The sequence below is a fragment of the Fictibacillus arsenicus genome (assembly GCF_001642935.1).
Classification (GTDB): domain Bacteria; phylum Bacillota; class Bacilli; order Bacillales; family Fictibacillaceae; genus Fictibacillus; species Fictibacillus arsenicus_B.
Genome location: NZ_CP016761.1, coordinates 2,046,810 through 2,061,490, shown reverse-complemented (window position 1 = coordinate 2,061,490; position 14,681 = coordinate 2,046,810). Strand labels below are relative to the sequence as shown.

General features: G+C 39.0%; 14 protein-coding genes. 2 read left to right on the top strand and 12 right to left on the bottom strand.

The features are described from left to right. Positions 1-70: 70 nt before the first annotated feature. From gabT to ABE41_RS10640, 12 genes are all read right to left on the bottom strand, one after another. Positions 71-1,378, bottom strand: a complete 1,308-nt coding sequence (gene gabT / locus ABE41_RS10695; RefSeq protein ID WP_066289898.1) for a 4-aminobutyrate--2-oxoglutarate transaminase — start codon at positions 1,376-1,378, stop codon at positions 71-73. After that, positions 1,378-2,637, bottom strand: a complete 1,260-nt coding sequence (locus ABE41_RS10690; RefSeq protein WP_066289895.1) for a peptidase — start codon at positions 2,635-2,637, stop codon at positions 1,378-1,380. The genes gabT and ABE41_RS10690 overlap by 1 nt, the downstream gene beginning before the upstream one ends. Positions 2,638-2,658: 21 nt before the next feature. After that, the gene (locus ABE41_RS10685) at positions 2,659-3,321 is read right to left on the bottom strand and encodes a 3-oxoacid CoA-transferase subunit B (RefSeq protein WP_066289894.1); all 663 of its coding nucleotides are present in this window, start codon (positions 3,319-3,321) and stop codon (positions 2,659-2,661) included. Beyond that, complete coding sequence (locus ABE41_RS10680) at positions 3,264-3,992, bottom strand: CoA transferase subunit A (protein WP_066289892.1); 729 nt, start codon at positions 3,990-3,992, stop codon at positions 3,264-3,266. The genes ABE41_RS10685 and ABE41_RS10680 overlap by 58 nt, the downstream gene beginning before the upstream one ends. Before the next feature lie 14 nt (positions 3,993-4,006). Further along, positions 4,007-5,374 (bottom strand): aspartate aminotransferase family protein, encoded by a 1,368-nt coding sequence (locus ABE41_RS10675; protein ID WP_066289890.1) that lies wholly within the window; start codon positions 5,372-5,374, stop codon positions 4,007-4,009. 72 nt (positions 5,375-5,446) lie between these two features. Continuing rightward, positions 5,447-5,719 carry a YokU family protein gene (locus tag ABE41_RS10670; protein ID WP_066289888.1) on the bottom strand — a complete coding sequence of 91 codons (273 nt, stop codon included), beginning with the start codon at positions 5,717-5,719 and terminating at the stop codon, positions 5,447-5,449. A gap of 14 nt (positions 5,720-5,733) precedes the next feature. Further along, on the bottom strand, positions 5,734-7,161 hold the full coding sequence (gene ablA / locus ABE41_RS10665; protein ID WP_066289886.1) for a lysine 2,3-aminomutase: 1,428 nt from the start codon (positions 7,159-7,161) through the stop codon (positions 5,734-5,736). A gap of 167 nt (positions 7,162-7,328) precedes the next feature. After that, on the bottom strand, positions 7,329-8,729 hold the full coding sequence (locus ABE41_RS10660) for a sigma-54 interaction domain-containing protein (RefSeq protein WP_066289883.1): 1,401 nt from the start codon (positions 8,727-8,729) through the stop codon (positions 7,329-7,331). A 58-nt stretch (positions 8,730-8,787) separates the two neighbouring features. Continuing rightward, positions 8,788-9,648, bottom strand: coding sequence for a putative beta-lysine N-acetyltransferase (gene ablB, locus ABE41_RS10655; RefSeq protein ID WP_066289881.1), 861 nt, complete (start codon positions 9,646-9,648; stop codon positions 8,788-8,790). A gap of 101 nt (positions 9,649-9,749) precedes the next feature. Beyond that, the gene (locus tag ABE41_RS10650; RefSeq protein ID WP_066289878.1) at positions 9,750-10,346 is read right to left on the bottom strand and encodes a trimeric intracellular cation channel family protein; all 597 of its coding nucleotides are present in this window, start codon (positions 10,344-10,346) and stop codon (positions 9,750-9,752) included. Between the two features lie 73 nt (positions 10,347-10,419). Continuing rightward, positions 10,420-11,250 carry a PHP domain-containing protein gene (locus ABE41_RS10645; RefSeq protein WP_083207766.1) on the bottom strand — a complete coding sequence of 277 codons (831 nt, stop codon included), beginning with the start codon at positions 11,248-11,250 and terminating at the stop codon, positions 10,420-10,422. 49 nt (positions 11,251-11,299) lie between these two features. Continuing rightward, positions 11,300-12,133: a sulfurtransferase gene (locus ABE41_RS10640; RefSeq protein WP_066289873.1), complete on the bottom strand. Its 834-nt coding sequence runs from the start codon at positions 12,131-12,133 to the stop codon at positions 11,300-11,302. Between the two features lie 95 nt (positions 12,134-12,228). On the opposite strand from ABE41_RS10640, the gene zwf reads away from it, so the two are divergent. Both zwf and ABE41_RS10630 read left to right on the top strand, forming a co-directional pair. After that, complete coding sequence (gene zwf, locus ABE41_RS10635) at positions 12,229-13,728, top strand: glucose-6-phosphate dehydrogenase (protein ID WP_066289867.1); 1,500 nt, start codon at positions 12,229-12,231, stop codon at positions 13,726-13,728. Between the two features lie 4 nt (positions 13,729-13,732). Then, positions 13,733-14,344: a cyclase family protein gene (locus tag ABE41_RS10630; RefSeq protein WP_066289865.1), complete on the top strand. Its 612-nt coding sequence runs from the start codon at positions 13,733-13,735 to the stop codon at positions 14,342-14,344. Positions 14,345-14,681: the final 337 nt, after the last annotated feature.

The following is a 14,681-nucleotide window of genomic DNA, read 5'->3' as shown; positions in this document are numbered from 1 at the left end:
TATGAAATAATCCTATTTTTTGGAATTGAAAAAACCTTGCTGATTCAATGATTCAGCAAGGTTTTACTAATTACATAGATACTGTCTCACTTATATGATTTAATTGCTCTTCAATAATATTAAGTCCATTTAGAAGCTGTTCTTCTGAAATAACAAGCGGCGAGAGAATCCGAATCACATTGCTATATAATCCTGCACCCATGATCGCAACACCGTTTAAGTTGCACAAAGCTATGATTTTCTTTGCTTTATCTGGATCAGGTGCTTTCGTTTTTTTATCTTTGACGATCTCGAGTGCGCACATCGCTCCGATACCTCGAACGTCTCCGATAAACTCGTATTGATCTTTCCATTTGTTAAAAGTATCTAATATGATTTCCCCTATTTTATTGGCTTTAGTTAATAGCTGTTCTTCTTCAATCATTGCAATTACTTCTAATGCTGCGACGCAGCCCAGGGGACTGCCGCCATATGTTCCGCCGATTTCTCCTGGGGCAGGCGCATCCATGATTTCCGCTCTTCCGGTTACTGCAGAGATAGGAAGGCCGGCAGCAATTGATTTAGACATTGTCATCAAGTCTGGAACCACATCAAAGTGCTCCATTGCAAACATTTTACCTGTACGTCCGAAACCGGTTTGTATTTCATCTGCGATTAACAAAATATTATACTTGTCACAGATCTGGCGCAGACCTTTCACGAAAGTTTTGGATGGAACAACAAAACCGCCTTCGCCTTGAACCGGTTCAAAAATGATAGCTGCGATTTCTTCTGGAGGAACTTCGCCTAAAAAGAAATCCTCAAATTTGCTTAAAATGGCTGCATCCGTTTCCTCCGTATTGCGATCATCTCTATAATAATAAGGATATGGCATCTTGTAAGTCTCAGGAGCAAAAGGTCCAAATTCAAACTTATATGGTTTTACTTTGCTAGTTAATGACATGGCAAGAAGTGTCCTCCCATGAAAACCGCGCTCAAAGGAAATGATCGCTTTTCTTCCCGTATATTTCCTTGCTATTTTAACTGCGTTCTCTACTGCCTCTGCTCCGCTGTTCAGGAAGAATGTTTTTTTATGATGAATTCCTGGGGTGATCTCATTTAATTTTTCAGCCAGCTGAATATATGGTTCATACATCATGACATGAAAACAAGGATGAATGTATTTATCAATTTGATTTTTTAATGCTTCAACGACTCTTGGCGGACAATGGCCGACATTAAGCGTGCCGATAGCACCGGCAAAATCAATGTATTCCTTCCCGTCGACATCGGTCATCGTACTGCCTTTTGCATGATCCAGAAAGCTCAATACCGTATTAAAGGGTCCTCTTGGTACATTCAGCTCTTTTCGCTTTAATAATCCTTCTGATTTCTTCATTAGTTACTCCCCCCGCACCAGTCATAAATCGTTAAAGCAATAATTTCTGCTGCTTCAATAATCTTTGAGATTTCAATGTATTCATTTGGGTAATGAGCAACGGCAGTAACACCTGGCCCGAAGACAATTGAGGGTGTATTTCCTGCTTGTGAAAGCAGACCGCCGTCTGTTCCCCATGGAGAAGCTTCAATGATCGGTCTTTCTTTTTTAACATGTTCATAGTTTTTGATAAGAGTATTCATGAGAGGATGATCTGTATCAATAGAACCAGGCAGCCATTGTGCTCCAAACCATTCTACAGAAACAGGATGCTCCAATAGCCATTCATCCTGAATGCTAGAAAGATAGTCTCCTAACTCACGTTTTACTTCTTCTAATGTTTCATGAGGTGCTACACCAATCCTGCCTTCTAAATGAACTGTATCAGGAACGGAAGAAGGCCAATTTCCTCCTGAGATTTTTCCTATATTGATAGGAACTGGGATAGGTATATCCCTATATAATGGATCCGTTATCCTTTGGTTGCGTTTCGTTTCAAGAGCCTTGACTGCTTCTAAGACTACAGCAGTTTTTTCAATTGCACTGACCCCTTCATAGCGGGTTCCTCCGTGTGCTGCCTTTCCATTAATGGTTAGCTTAAACCACATGGATCCTTGCTGAGCAGGGAATATTTTCATGTTTGTTGGTTCTGGGATGATAGCAGCGTCTGCTGTATATCCTCTAAGAACAGCTGCCAGTGTACCTGCACCGCCGCTCTCTTCTTCTATAACACTATGAAAAAACAAGTCTCCATCTAAAGTTGTTCCTGTTTCTTTTAACGCCTGAATCGCAAGAAGAAGTGACAAGTTCCCCCCCTTCATGTCAGTGGAACCACGTCCATATAGTTTTCCATCTATAATCTTTCCGCTGTATGGATGATCATCCCATTGATTCAAATCGCCTTCGGGAACAACATCAATATGGCCGTTTAGTACAAGCGAGTGTCCATTTCCTTTTCCTCGCCAAATACCTACTACATTAGGACTGCTGCTAAAGTTAGTTCGGCTCGCACAGAAGTATGGATGTTTTGCCAGCTCTTCCCCATCAGGGTGCCACATATCTACCTCGAGTCCCATTTCATTCAGTTTTTTCGCAATCATATTTTGAACGCTTGCTTCATTGCCTGTTGTACTTGCCTCTTGAACTGTTTCCTGCAAAAAACGTATCGCATTATCTTGTTCTTTTAAAAGCCAATTCGAAAGTTTATCTTTTAGAAGCATAACTGTCCTCCCTCAGCACTTTTATTGAAATACAGAAACTTTTTCATCAACGATAACGGCAGCACCCGTCGTATTGATAACATCTTCAACGGTATATGGATTCATAACTTCTCTGAGGAATAATTGGCCGTATTCACAATGAAAAACAGCTTTTTCAGTAATAATCATATGCGCTCCTTCCCTTACGGTAAGCGGGAGAGAACAATTCTTAACAATTTTAGGATTTCCGAATTTGTCTGTATGGTTCATAAGAATGATTACTTTTTTCGCTTTTTGAGCAAGATCAATCGCACCGCCCATGCCCGGTACACGCTTCCCGGGAACGATCCAATTTGCGATATCACCTTTCTCGCTGACTTCAAGTGCACCTAATATCGTTACATCAAGCAAACCTTTGCGGATAATTCCGAAAGCAGTTGCACTGTCAAAATAAGAAGCACCTGGCTGAATCGTAACTGGATATCCTCCTGCATTTGATAAATTTCCATCTTCCTTACCTTCTGCAGGGGAACCACCCATCCCTAAAATGCCATTCTCAGTGTGGAGCATAATATGTAATTCTTTTGGTATATAATCTGCAACAAGTGTTGGAATGCCAATGCCCAGATTAACTGTCATGCCATCTTTTATTTCGAGTGCTGCCCTTCTTGCGATCCTGTGCCTTGTTTCAATTCCCAAACCCATTTCCAGTCCACCCCTTTACTTTGAATAATGTAATCAACAAATACTCCAGGAGTAATGATTTCTTCGGGATTTATTGAACCGGTCGGCACAATTTCTTCAACCTCAGCGATCGTGATTTGTCCTGCTGTCGCTACTAGAGGATTTGTATTTCGCGCACTTTTGTCATATACAAGATTTCCATACAAATCAGCTTTTTTCGCATAGATAATGGATACGTCTGCAGTTAAAGCGGTCTCTATCATATACTCTTTGCTGTTCACATGAACTTTTTGTTTATTTGCTTCAACAACAGTACCTAAACCTACATCTACTAAAATTCCGCCTAGTCCCATACCCCCTGCTCTGATTTTTTCTGCGAGCGTTCCTTGAGGGACAAACTCCACTTCCAAAGACCCGTCCTGCATCTGTTTTCCGGCTTCTGGATTTGAACCGATATGAGATACGATCAGCTTTTTAACTCGTTTTTCAGTAATAAGCTTGCCGGGTCCGATCCATGGAAACCCAGTATCATTGCTTATAAGAAAAATATCTTGAATATTCTTTTCCAGAATGAGATTCACTAAAGAAGGAGGAGCACCTACCCCTCCAAATCCACCTACCATCAGTGACATTCCGTTAAAAAAATATTGAGATGCACTTTCTAATGATATTTGTTTATTTACTTGTGCCATCTCCCACACCTCTTTCAACTCGTGGCTTCCGTAATATATAAACCTTCAGAGATTAATTGATTGGTAAGTTCGCCTATTGATTGGTCAAGAATATCTATAATGTCATTAATTTGTTCTTTTGTTACCGTCAGTGGCGGAGATATAAGGATAGAATCACCTGAAAATCCTGTTACACCGCCAACAGCCGGATAAACAAGCAGCCCTTTTTCAAAACAAATCGATAATAGCCGGTCTGTAATCTTGTTTGATAGTTCAAAAGGTTCTCTAGTCATAGGATCTTTAATTAGTTCAAGTCCGCATAGTAGTCCTTTTCCTCGAACATCACCAATCAATGAATATTTCCATTGCAAACGCTGTAGATGGTTTTGAAGATAATCACCCATTAAAGCTGCATTTTCTTGGAGATTATTTCTTTCAATATAATGAAGTACGGCAAGACAAGCTGCTGCTGACTGAGGATTGGCACTAAAGGTATGGCCGCTCATCACGACTTTGCTTCCTGACTCAATTGTATTCATGATTTTGTCTGAAACAATTGTTGCCGCCATAGGTGTATAACCTGCACTCATGCCTTTTCCGAGTGCAATAATATCAGGTATGACTCCCCAGTGTTCCATCGCAAACATTTTTCCAGTCCTGCCCATTCCAGTCATTACTTCATCAGCAATCATTAAAATGTCATACTTATCGCAAATCGCTCTAATTTTTGAATAATATTCATCTGGGGGAACAATAGCTCCACCTGAAGCGCCGATTACTGGTTCAACTATAAAAGCAGCTATCTGTTCTGCACCTATCGCTTGAACGATGTTTTCCAGTTCATCAGCACATCTGACACCGCATCCTGGATATGAATCCTTTAATGGACATTGATAGCAATATGGTGCTGGAGCTACCGGGAAATCTTCTAAAAGCGAATTGAAACGCTGTCTTCTTAGCTGATGTCCGGACATAGATAAAGCTCCTAATGTAATGCCATGGTAGCTGGTCCATCTCGATAGAACTTTTGTTTTCGTAAAAACCCCTTGCTCTTGAAAATATTGAATAGCGATCTTTAATGCAGTTTCAGTTGCCTCAGAACCACTATTAACAAAGAAAACGGATTTTAATTCATCAGGTGCATATTCAGCTAGTTTTTCAGCCAGCATTTCAGCAGCATCACTTGTAAACTGTGATCGATATACAAAGGATACGTGTTTAGCCTGATTCCACAACGCTTCAGCAATTTCTTGTACACCATGCCCTATATTGGCAGTAATAGCTCCTGATGATCCGTCAATGTACTGTTTTCCTTCTTTGTCATATAGGTAGATTCCTTTACCATGACTGATTACAGGATAATCATTTCCTAGAACCGGTTTAATGAGATGTGATTTTCTCATAAAAAAGGCTCCTTCCTCGTGAGGTTGAAAAGGAAATGCCAAATTGAAGACATTTCCTTCCTCTATGTGTTGTTATAGCTTAAAATAATTTTTCTTTAAAAACCTTGGAATGCTCATCAGGTCAGTAAAGGAAATAGAAGAATCTATCTTTTTTGTATCAATGAGCATTAGCTGATCTTCAATTTCATCTACAATATGGTCTTCTTGATACTCCATGCCGCAAGACGGGCAGGAAACTGAAGGTATTATAGTTATTTCGACTGCTCTTGTGCCATCTGGAAGTTCCCAATAACCTGTGCGGGCAGTCTGTTCTGCATTTTCATTTTCACACCATAAACACTTCATGTTATCCTCCATTCTTATGCATTCTTTTGTTCTTCAGGCGTACCAGAAACTCCTGCGTTTTTCTCTTGCTCAGATTTAAATTTTTTCTCTTTTAATTCATCACGTTTATCCCGTTTATCTTTTAATGAACTATGTTCAGGGTTTGTGCCATAATCCTCTCTTCGCTCTAAACGTTTTAAGCCTTGTGGAACCAAGTTGAAAGCTTCATCACGCATTAATGCAGATACACCGATAGCCGGTTTGATGTGATTCGTCCCCATGATTTCATTAAAATATGCATCCGCTCTCCCAGCTTGATAGTTTTGCGGTTCAGGATAGGAAGTAATCACACCTTCAAAGTTTCGGAGTACAACTTTTTCAGGAGATTGCGAGATTAAATAATTTGGCTGAACAGCGATTTTACCTCCGCCTCCAGGAGCGTCAACAACGAATGTTGGAACAGCATAGCCTGAAGTATGGCCTCTTAATCCTTCAATAATTTCAAGACCTTTTGATACTGGAGCCCTGAAATGACCGATTCCTTCTGATAGATCACACTGATAGATGTAATATGGTCTAACTCGTATTTTTACAAGATCATGCATTAATTTCTTCATGATCGGTACACTGTCATTAATTCCAGCTAGAATGACTGATTGATTCCCAACAGGAACACCTGCATTCGCAAGCATTTCACAAGCTCTCTTTGATTCCTCTGTTATCTCTAAAGAAGTATTGAAGTGAGTGTTAAGCCACACTGGGTGATATTTCTTCAGGATATTACACAGGTTTTCTGTAATTCTTTGCGGAAATACTACAGGCGCTCTCGTCCCGATACGGATAATTTCCAGATGTGGTATTTCTCTAAGGTTCTTTAAAATATATTCAAGAATATTGTCGTTGATTAATAATCCGTCACCGCCGGAGATTAAGCAGTCTCTCACTTGTGGATTATTTCTTATATAATTAATGGCCGCATCGAGCTGCTTTTTAGGAACACCCATGCCAATCTGTCCTGAGAATCTTCTTCTCGTACAATAACGGCAATACATAGAACATTGATTTGTTACCAAGAAAAGAACTCTGTCCGGATAACGATGAGTAAGTCCAGGTACAGGAGAATCTTCATCCTCATGCAGCGGATCTTCTAAATCATATTTCGTCTTTAAAATTTCTTTTCCAATAGGTACAGACTGCATTCGAATAGGACATCTAGCATCATCTTGATCCATCAGCCATGCATAATAAGGTGTGATGTTCAAAGGTATTGTCATAGTAGAAATCTTTACGCCTTCTTCTTCTTCAGGTGTCAAGTTAACTACTTTCCTTAAATCGTTTAAATTTCTGATTGTATTAGTAAGCTGCCATAACCAATCATTCCATTGATCCTCAGTTACATCCTTCCAAAGCTCATACTCTTTCCAATGTTTCTTAGGTTTGAACAATCCATCAACTACCGGCATATAAGTGACCTCCTTTATTTCTACATCAAATAAATCATGCAAGATTCGTGCCAATTAATCTGAAATTTCTAAATAATGAAATCACGGTATAGTTTATGCACGTTAGGCTGTTTTCGGGTCTAAATCCAAAATTACTGATATAGAAAAACCGCCGAAAAATCGGCGGTTTATTTTTGTCTGATTTTATATTGAAGTGTTTGTCTAGGAACTTGCAATATTTTTGCGGCTTGCTGAATATTGCCAGAGGTTTGTTTCAAAGCCATTTGGATGATCTGCTTTTCATATTCTCCAAGGGCTTCCCTCAATGGCGGTATTGATGAGGGGTGAGGTATGTGATTTTCTGTTCTGAAACTTTTTGTTCCTTTTATATGCTTAGGCAGTAAAGCTATACCAATTGATGTGTTGTTATCAGCAAAATTCATACAATGCTCGATGGCGTGTTTCAGCTCTCGAATGTTCCCCGGCCAGCTATATTCATTAAATAATTGCTCTGCTTCCTGTGTTAATCCCAATACATTCTTTTTAAAAGCAGTATTTAATTCATTTAAGAAATGAATTGATAAATAGGAAATATCTTTGTGCCGTTCCCGCAATGGCGGAAGCTCAATATAAACGACATTTAACCTGAAAAACAAATCCTGTCTTAATACACCTTTTGATAAACATATTTCAGGAGCTTCATTAAGGGCTGATATTATTCTTACATTTACTTTTCGAAAATCTGTACTTCCAATACGCTGTACTACACCTTCCTGGATAACACGAAGAAGTTTAGCCTGCAGCTCAATAGGCATTGAGTTTATTTCATCTAAAAATAATGTGCCTCCGTCAGCCAGTTCAAAAACTCCTGGCCTGTCAACTGCACCTGTAAAACTTCCTTTTTTCGTGCCAAACAATATCCCTTCAAGTAAAGGTCCAGGAATGGCTGCACAGTTCTGAACAACAAATGGTTTATTGCCCCTCGGTGACTCATTATGAATAGCTTGTACAAACATTTCTTTACCTGTCCCAGTTTCACCATAAATCATTATGGGAGAACTTGTTTTAGATGCTTTTCGGCATTGTTCTTTAATATCGTTAAGTAAAGGATCTAAGCTTAAAATATTATGAAAATGATAGGTGGAAAAGGTTTGTTTATCGGTTTTATTTTTTGATGTTTTCATTTTTGCCTGCAAGTCGAGCAACTGATCTGAAAGCTGTTTAACTTTTGATATATCTTTTGCAACCTCTACTGCTCCAATTAACTCACCATCCAGCCAAAGCGGCAGAGTTGAATTAACTGTATCAATTTGTTTTCCTTTTCGATTCGTATAAGCTTGATGCTGATTATATATAGGAGTACCTGTTTGTATAACTTTTAATAACGTACTCGTTTCTTTTGTAAGTGAGGGAAAGGCATCCAAAACATGATAGTTATGCACTTCTTCTAAAGTTAAACCGTCCAAAGAGGCAGCTACCGAATTGTAGAAAATAGTCATTCCATTTGCATCTACAACATGAATACCTTCATCAATTGTCTTTAAAATTGCATTTAATGTTTCAGCTGTTTCCATTGATCCAGAAATCATGAAACAACACCGCCCTTTGATGCCGATTATTTGTCAGCATGTGCCGAATTTCAGGCACTCATATGCTTTCGGATAAATCTTTAACCCAGATATTCATATCTTCATATTTATCGAATATTTTACAGTTGTTAGCCAGTCTCCCTTTATAAACATACCCTTTTTGATGAAATACGGCATTCATACCAAATGAAAGAGCCCTCGCTATTGAATAGGAACAATAGATTTTTCTTTTAAAAAGTTCTTGTTCCAAGTGATCAATCAAATGTTTCATAAGACCGAATTTTCTATGTTCCGTGAGAGTTGCACAATCAGTGATTTCAGCATTATGATAAACAGCATTAACATCAGCTGACGCAGCACTTACAATTCTTTTTTGATAAGTTACCACACAGAACAAAGTTCCCGATTTGATTATTTTAAGGACATATTCCGGGTCATCCATTGGAGTTGGATATACCTCAAATACTTGACTATATAAATCTGCAAGTTCTTTTGCGTCTTGTTCATCTGCCATCCGCAATGTATATTCTTTCGGCATAGGATTTGATATTGAAGTTGGGGACAGCATTAATACGTCTTTTATAATTTTGTCTTCCTCTATCCAATAACTGCTGTTTCTTCTTTCATTACTAAAATACTTGCACATAGAAACTGCAGACGCACCGTTAAAGTAACCTGTAAATTCCCCTTCATATATAAAACCTGACTCAAGCCATTTCGAAAGATCATCGTGACGGGATTTGATTATTATTTTATGGAAATTATTTTGAGCTGCCATCTCGTCGAGCCACTTGGATAGTAAACTTACACTTCCGCGATAGTCATCAATTCGGATCCGTTCGTTATAATAATCAAAACAAACTTCGGCTGTGAAATTCGGCTGCTGAATTTTTTCGTTTTGATAAAAAGTAGTATACACTTGTCAGCCCTCCTGTCTCTTTTACATAAATTCCATAAATATCGAATAAATTCCTGCACAAAAAAACCACCCGTATAGGGTGGATAATGTTCTGAATGCAATCATAATGCTCTATGAGGCAGCTTCCAATTAAATTTAAGGGACAGCATCCTAAAGACAACGAGGCAGATAAATAGAATCATATATTCAATTGTACCGTTCACTATATTTAAACCTACAATCAGTCCGCCTAGCAGAGCCCAAACAGCATAAATTTCTTCTCTCAGCACTACTGGCTTTCTGCCACCTAGAATATCACGAATGATCCCCCCGCCTATTCCTGTTAAAATCGCGGCAACAATAATCGCGCTCATAGGATGCCCCATGCTTGAAGCAGCGATTGCTCCTTGAATAGCGAAAGCTGAAAGGCCGATTGCATCAAAGAAATGTAAACTCCTTTTTGAGAACTGAATTAAACTTTCCGGCATGAAAAAGACAATACCCATAGCAACTAGGGCTGATTTAAGTAAAAGACCCTGTTCCCAAATCGTATCCACAGGGAGTCCTATTAACACATTACGTATGATTCCTCCACCGAACGCAGTAACCAATCCTAAAATAAATACGCCCAGTATGTCATAATCTTCTTCCATTGCAACGAGCGCACCCGAAATTGCAAATGCGATCGTTCCAATGATATTTAATAAATCCCAAGTCACACTCGTACTTCCTCTCTGTATTCAATAACTCTCCGTATTGAATCTTATAAGGTTACGAGCCTGCTGGCAAGGATTATTTACAAAAATTCTTTAGTGATCGCAGGGTACTTAAAGGAACCGTACAGCTTCCAATATCTCCGTGAAAAACTTCACCGTTCCTAAAGCCATGAAAATCACTGCCCGCAGTCTTAATCAAGGAATATTTTTCTGCTAGTTTCTCATAATGATGAACCTGTTCTATCGTATGGTCAGGATGACAGCATTCGATACCTGCCAGACCATTTTCTATTAATAATGCAATCAGTTCATCAGCATCATAGATTCCAGGATGAGCTAACACAGGGACGCCATTTGCATCCTGAATAATTTTAACGGCTTCAATTGGTGAAATACGATCCGGTATAGCGTATGCTGCTTTACCTTTGCCTAGGTATTTTTCAAATGCTTCAGGAAGTGAGTTAACGATACCCTTTTCCATTAAAATCTCAGCTATATGTCCTCTGCCAACGTTCCCTTCGCCGCACCTTTTTGCTTCTAATTCTGATTCGTCTATTTGTATACCCAGCTCATTTAGTTTTTGCAAAATCATCTTGTTCCGCTGGTCTCTTACTGAGGTCAGCTTTTCTAGTGTCAGCAGAAAATTTTTGTCTTTATAATCAATGTAATAGCCTAAAACATGAATATCTTGTCCTTTATACAGTGTGCTGATCTCAATGCCAGGGATACATTCAAAATCATTGTGTTTGCTTGCCTCCTCTAATGCAGCTTCGACACCGTTTATTGTATCGTGATCAGTGATAGCGATTGCTTTTAATCCTTTTTCAACTGCCCGCTGGATGTTCTGAGATGGAGAAAATGTTCCATCAGAAGCAGTTGTATGGGTATGCAAATCACCTTGTCTCATGAGTTTCACTTCCATTTCTATTTTAATTACGGTACGTGAAATTTTATTTTCAGTCTGTTTCTATTTCATGATCATTGTAACTGATCCAGTCACTCCAGCTTCCAGCATATAAAATGGGTAGTTCTAATCCTGCTTCACTCATTGCAAATGCATTTACACAAGCAGTTACACCAGATCCGCAATAAACAACCCGCGTCTTGTTATCCACTAATTGATCTTTGTATAAGTTCGTTAGATCCTCCTTATCTTTCCACCATCCTGGTTTATTAAAATGGCTCTCCCATGGCACATTAATCGCTGTTGGTATATGTCCTGCGACAGGATCAATCGGTTCGGCAATCCCTTTAAAGCGGTTAGGTTCTCTTGCATCTATGAGCAGCTTATCTTTTTGCTGAACAGCTTTAACCAGTTCATCACGTGTAATTATCATATTCTTATTAAAATCAAGTTTAATTTCTGATGTCTTTTGAGTAGGCAGTTTACTTGAGACAGCGTACCCTTTTTCTTTATAGTGTTTGTAACCGCCTTGCATAACATAAACTTGATTCAAACCGGCATATTTCATCAGCCACCAGAATCTGGCTGCCATTATACCGGATTGGTCATCATATGCTATCACAATTTTTTCCGAGTCTACTCCACAACTGCTTAAAAATTGTGATAGTATGTTTACGGAAGGTAACGGATGACGTCCGCCATGAGTTGTAATAGTCCCAGATAAATGTTGATCTAAGTCAGCAAAAAAAGCTCCTTCAATATGATCTTTTTTGTACACCTCAAAACCCATTTCCGGGTCAGCCAAAGAAAAACGGCAATCAAAAATAACAGTGTTTTTATCCCTTATTTTACTGTCCACCCATTCGGGACTTACTAAATTGGACATAAGACGACCTCCTTTTTGTGAAGTAATACGTTAATTTATCTTCATCTAGGGAAACCTGTAACTATTAGAACAGATAGAAAGAAGTGACTTGCAAAATGATACATAGTATACCAAATGCTTCTATTGTAATCTTTGGAGCAACAGGTGACCTCGCTCACCGAAAACTCTTTCCTGCTCTTTATCAATTGTATCAAAAGGGACATATGAAAGAGAACTTTTCTGTAGTTGGTGTATCCAGAAAAGAATATTCACATGAACAATTCCAGCAAGAAGTGTATGAAGCAGTTAACGAACACACACCAGGCACCGAAAGTGATAAAGTGAAGAAATTCGCTTCTCATTTTTATTACTTAAAGATGGATGTTACGAGTGAACCTAGCTATCATGAGCTTGAAGAACTGCTGAATGTTCTGGACAGAGATTATCAGACAAATGGCAACCGTTTATATTATTTAGCGATGGCACCTCGTTTCTTTGGAACCATACCTACATTCTTAAAGTCAGAAGGCATCACAAACACTGAGGGCTGGCAGAGAATCGTAATTGAAAAACCGTTCGGTCACGATCTTCCTTCTGCTACTAAACTAAATGAAGAAATTCAGCAAAGTTTTAATGAAGATGATATCTATCGTATTGACCACTACCTCGGAAAAGAAATGGTACAAAACATACAAGTTATACGATTTGGAAATGCGATTTTTGAATCGATTTGGAACAATAAATATATTGATTCTGTACAGATTACATCAAGTGAGACTTTGGGCGTTGAGGACAGAGCTGCCTATTATGAAAAATCAGGAGCTCTATTAGATATGGTCCAGAACCATATGCTTCAGATGGTCATGATGGTAGCTATGGAACCGCCTGGTGAACTAAAACCTGAACATATCCGTGATGAAAAAGTAAAAGTTCTACGTTCATTGCGTTTCTTTAACGAAGAAGAAGTAAGAAAGAACGTTATCCGCGGCCAATATACAGATGGGAAAATTAAAGGTGAATCAGTTCCCGCCTACTTAAAAGAAGAAAATGTAGATCCGGAATCAAAAACTGAAACTTTTGTTGCTGCTAAACTGTTCATTGATAATTTCAGATGGACAGGCGTTCCATTTTATATCCGTACAGGAAAACGCATGGCTGTTAAATCAACCGAGATTGTTATTCAGTTTAAACAAGGTCCAATGGCTCTCTATCACGCTAATACAGAAAAATATCAGCCAAACCTGTTAAGGATTCATATTCAGCCTGATGAAGGTGTCAGTCTCACATTAAATGCTAAACCAAAAGGAGACACATCAGATCTATTGCCGATCGATATGACATATAACAATAAGTCAGCAACTGACATGAACTCTCCTGAGGCATATGAAAAACTTTTGCATGATTGTTTATTGGGTAATTCCACATACTTTACACGCTGGGATGAAGTTGCATTAAGCTGGGAGTTTATTGACCGTATAACTAAAACTTGGAATGGCACCGGTGCTCCAATTACGTATTACAACTCAGGAAGCATGGGTCCTCAGGAAGCAGAACAATTATTGTACGCAGATGGCCATTCCTGGTGGGAACCGACTAAAGTAAGAGAGGAATGTTAATCAAATGAAAATTTACGACGTTTCATTACCAATTTATGAAGGTATGCCTGTATATAAAAACAAGCCTGAAAAACAGCCTTCTTTTGACACTTCACAAAACGGCCATGTTACCGAAACTAGAATCGCAATGGATGTTCATACAGGAACACATGTTGATGCTCCTCTTCACATGGTCCCTGGCGGTGATACGATTGAAACTCTGCCGTTAGAAAAATTAGTACGGAAAGCAAAAGTAATCGATCTTACAAATGCTGAAGATTCAATTAAAGCGGATGACCTTGCCGGCAAAGATATTCAAAAAGGTGATTTTGTACTTTTCAAAACGAAAAACTCGTGGGATAAGGAATTTAACTTTGAGTTCATTTATGTAAATCATGAAGCTGCCAAAACACTCGCTGAAATCGGAGTATCAGGTGTAGGCATCGACGCTCTCGGAGTCGAGCGTGCTCAAGAAAATCATCCTACCCACAAACAATTATTTCAAAATGATGTAATAATTATAGAAGGTCTGCAGTTAAAGGATGTGCCCGAAGGCGAATACTTGATGGTAGCTGCTCCGTTAAAAATCAGGGGTCTGGATGCCTCTCCGGCACGTATTGTATTAATTGAAGAATAAATAAGAAAAACAGCGGTTGAGTCCGCTGTTTTTTTATTTGCCTTTTTCGCGTATTGGACATGGTTGATTTCTGCTTTCTGCGTTTAATGAAAATCCTGCCGAGGCTAGCTTCCTCGTCGCAAGCCTTACGAGAAGAATACTCATGTAGCTGCTCCAAACAACTTATGAAAGAAGCAAAAGGCTGTTTTCGCATACATTGTTGCTCTTGAATGTAATTGATTTCCGCTCCAGGTTGCTCTCTTTTCACGGGGCGTGCGGTGAGCCTCCTGCCGCTTTGCGCCATTAGGAGTCAATCAACTTGCAGATGAAGAAAAGAGCCAATAGCAACAATCTTTTA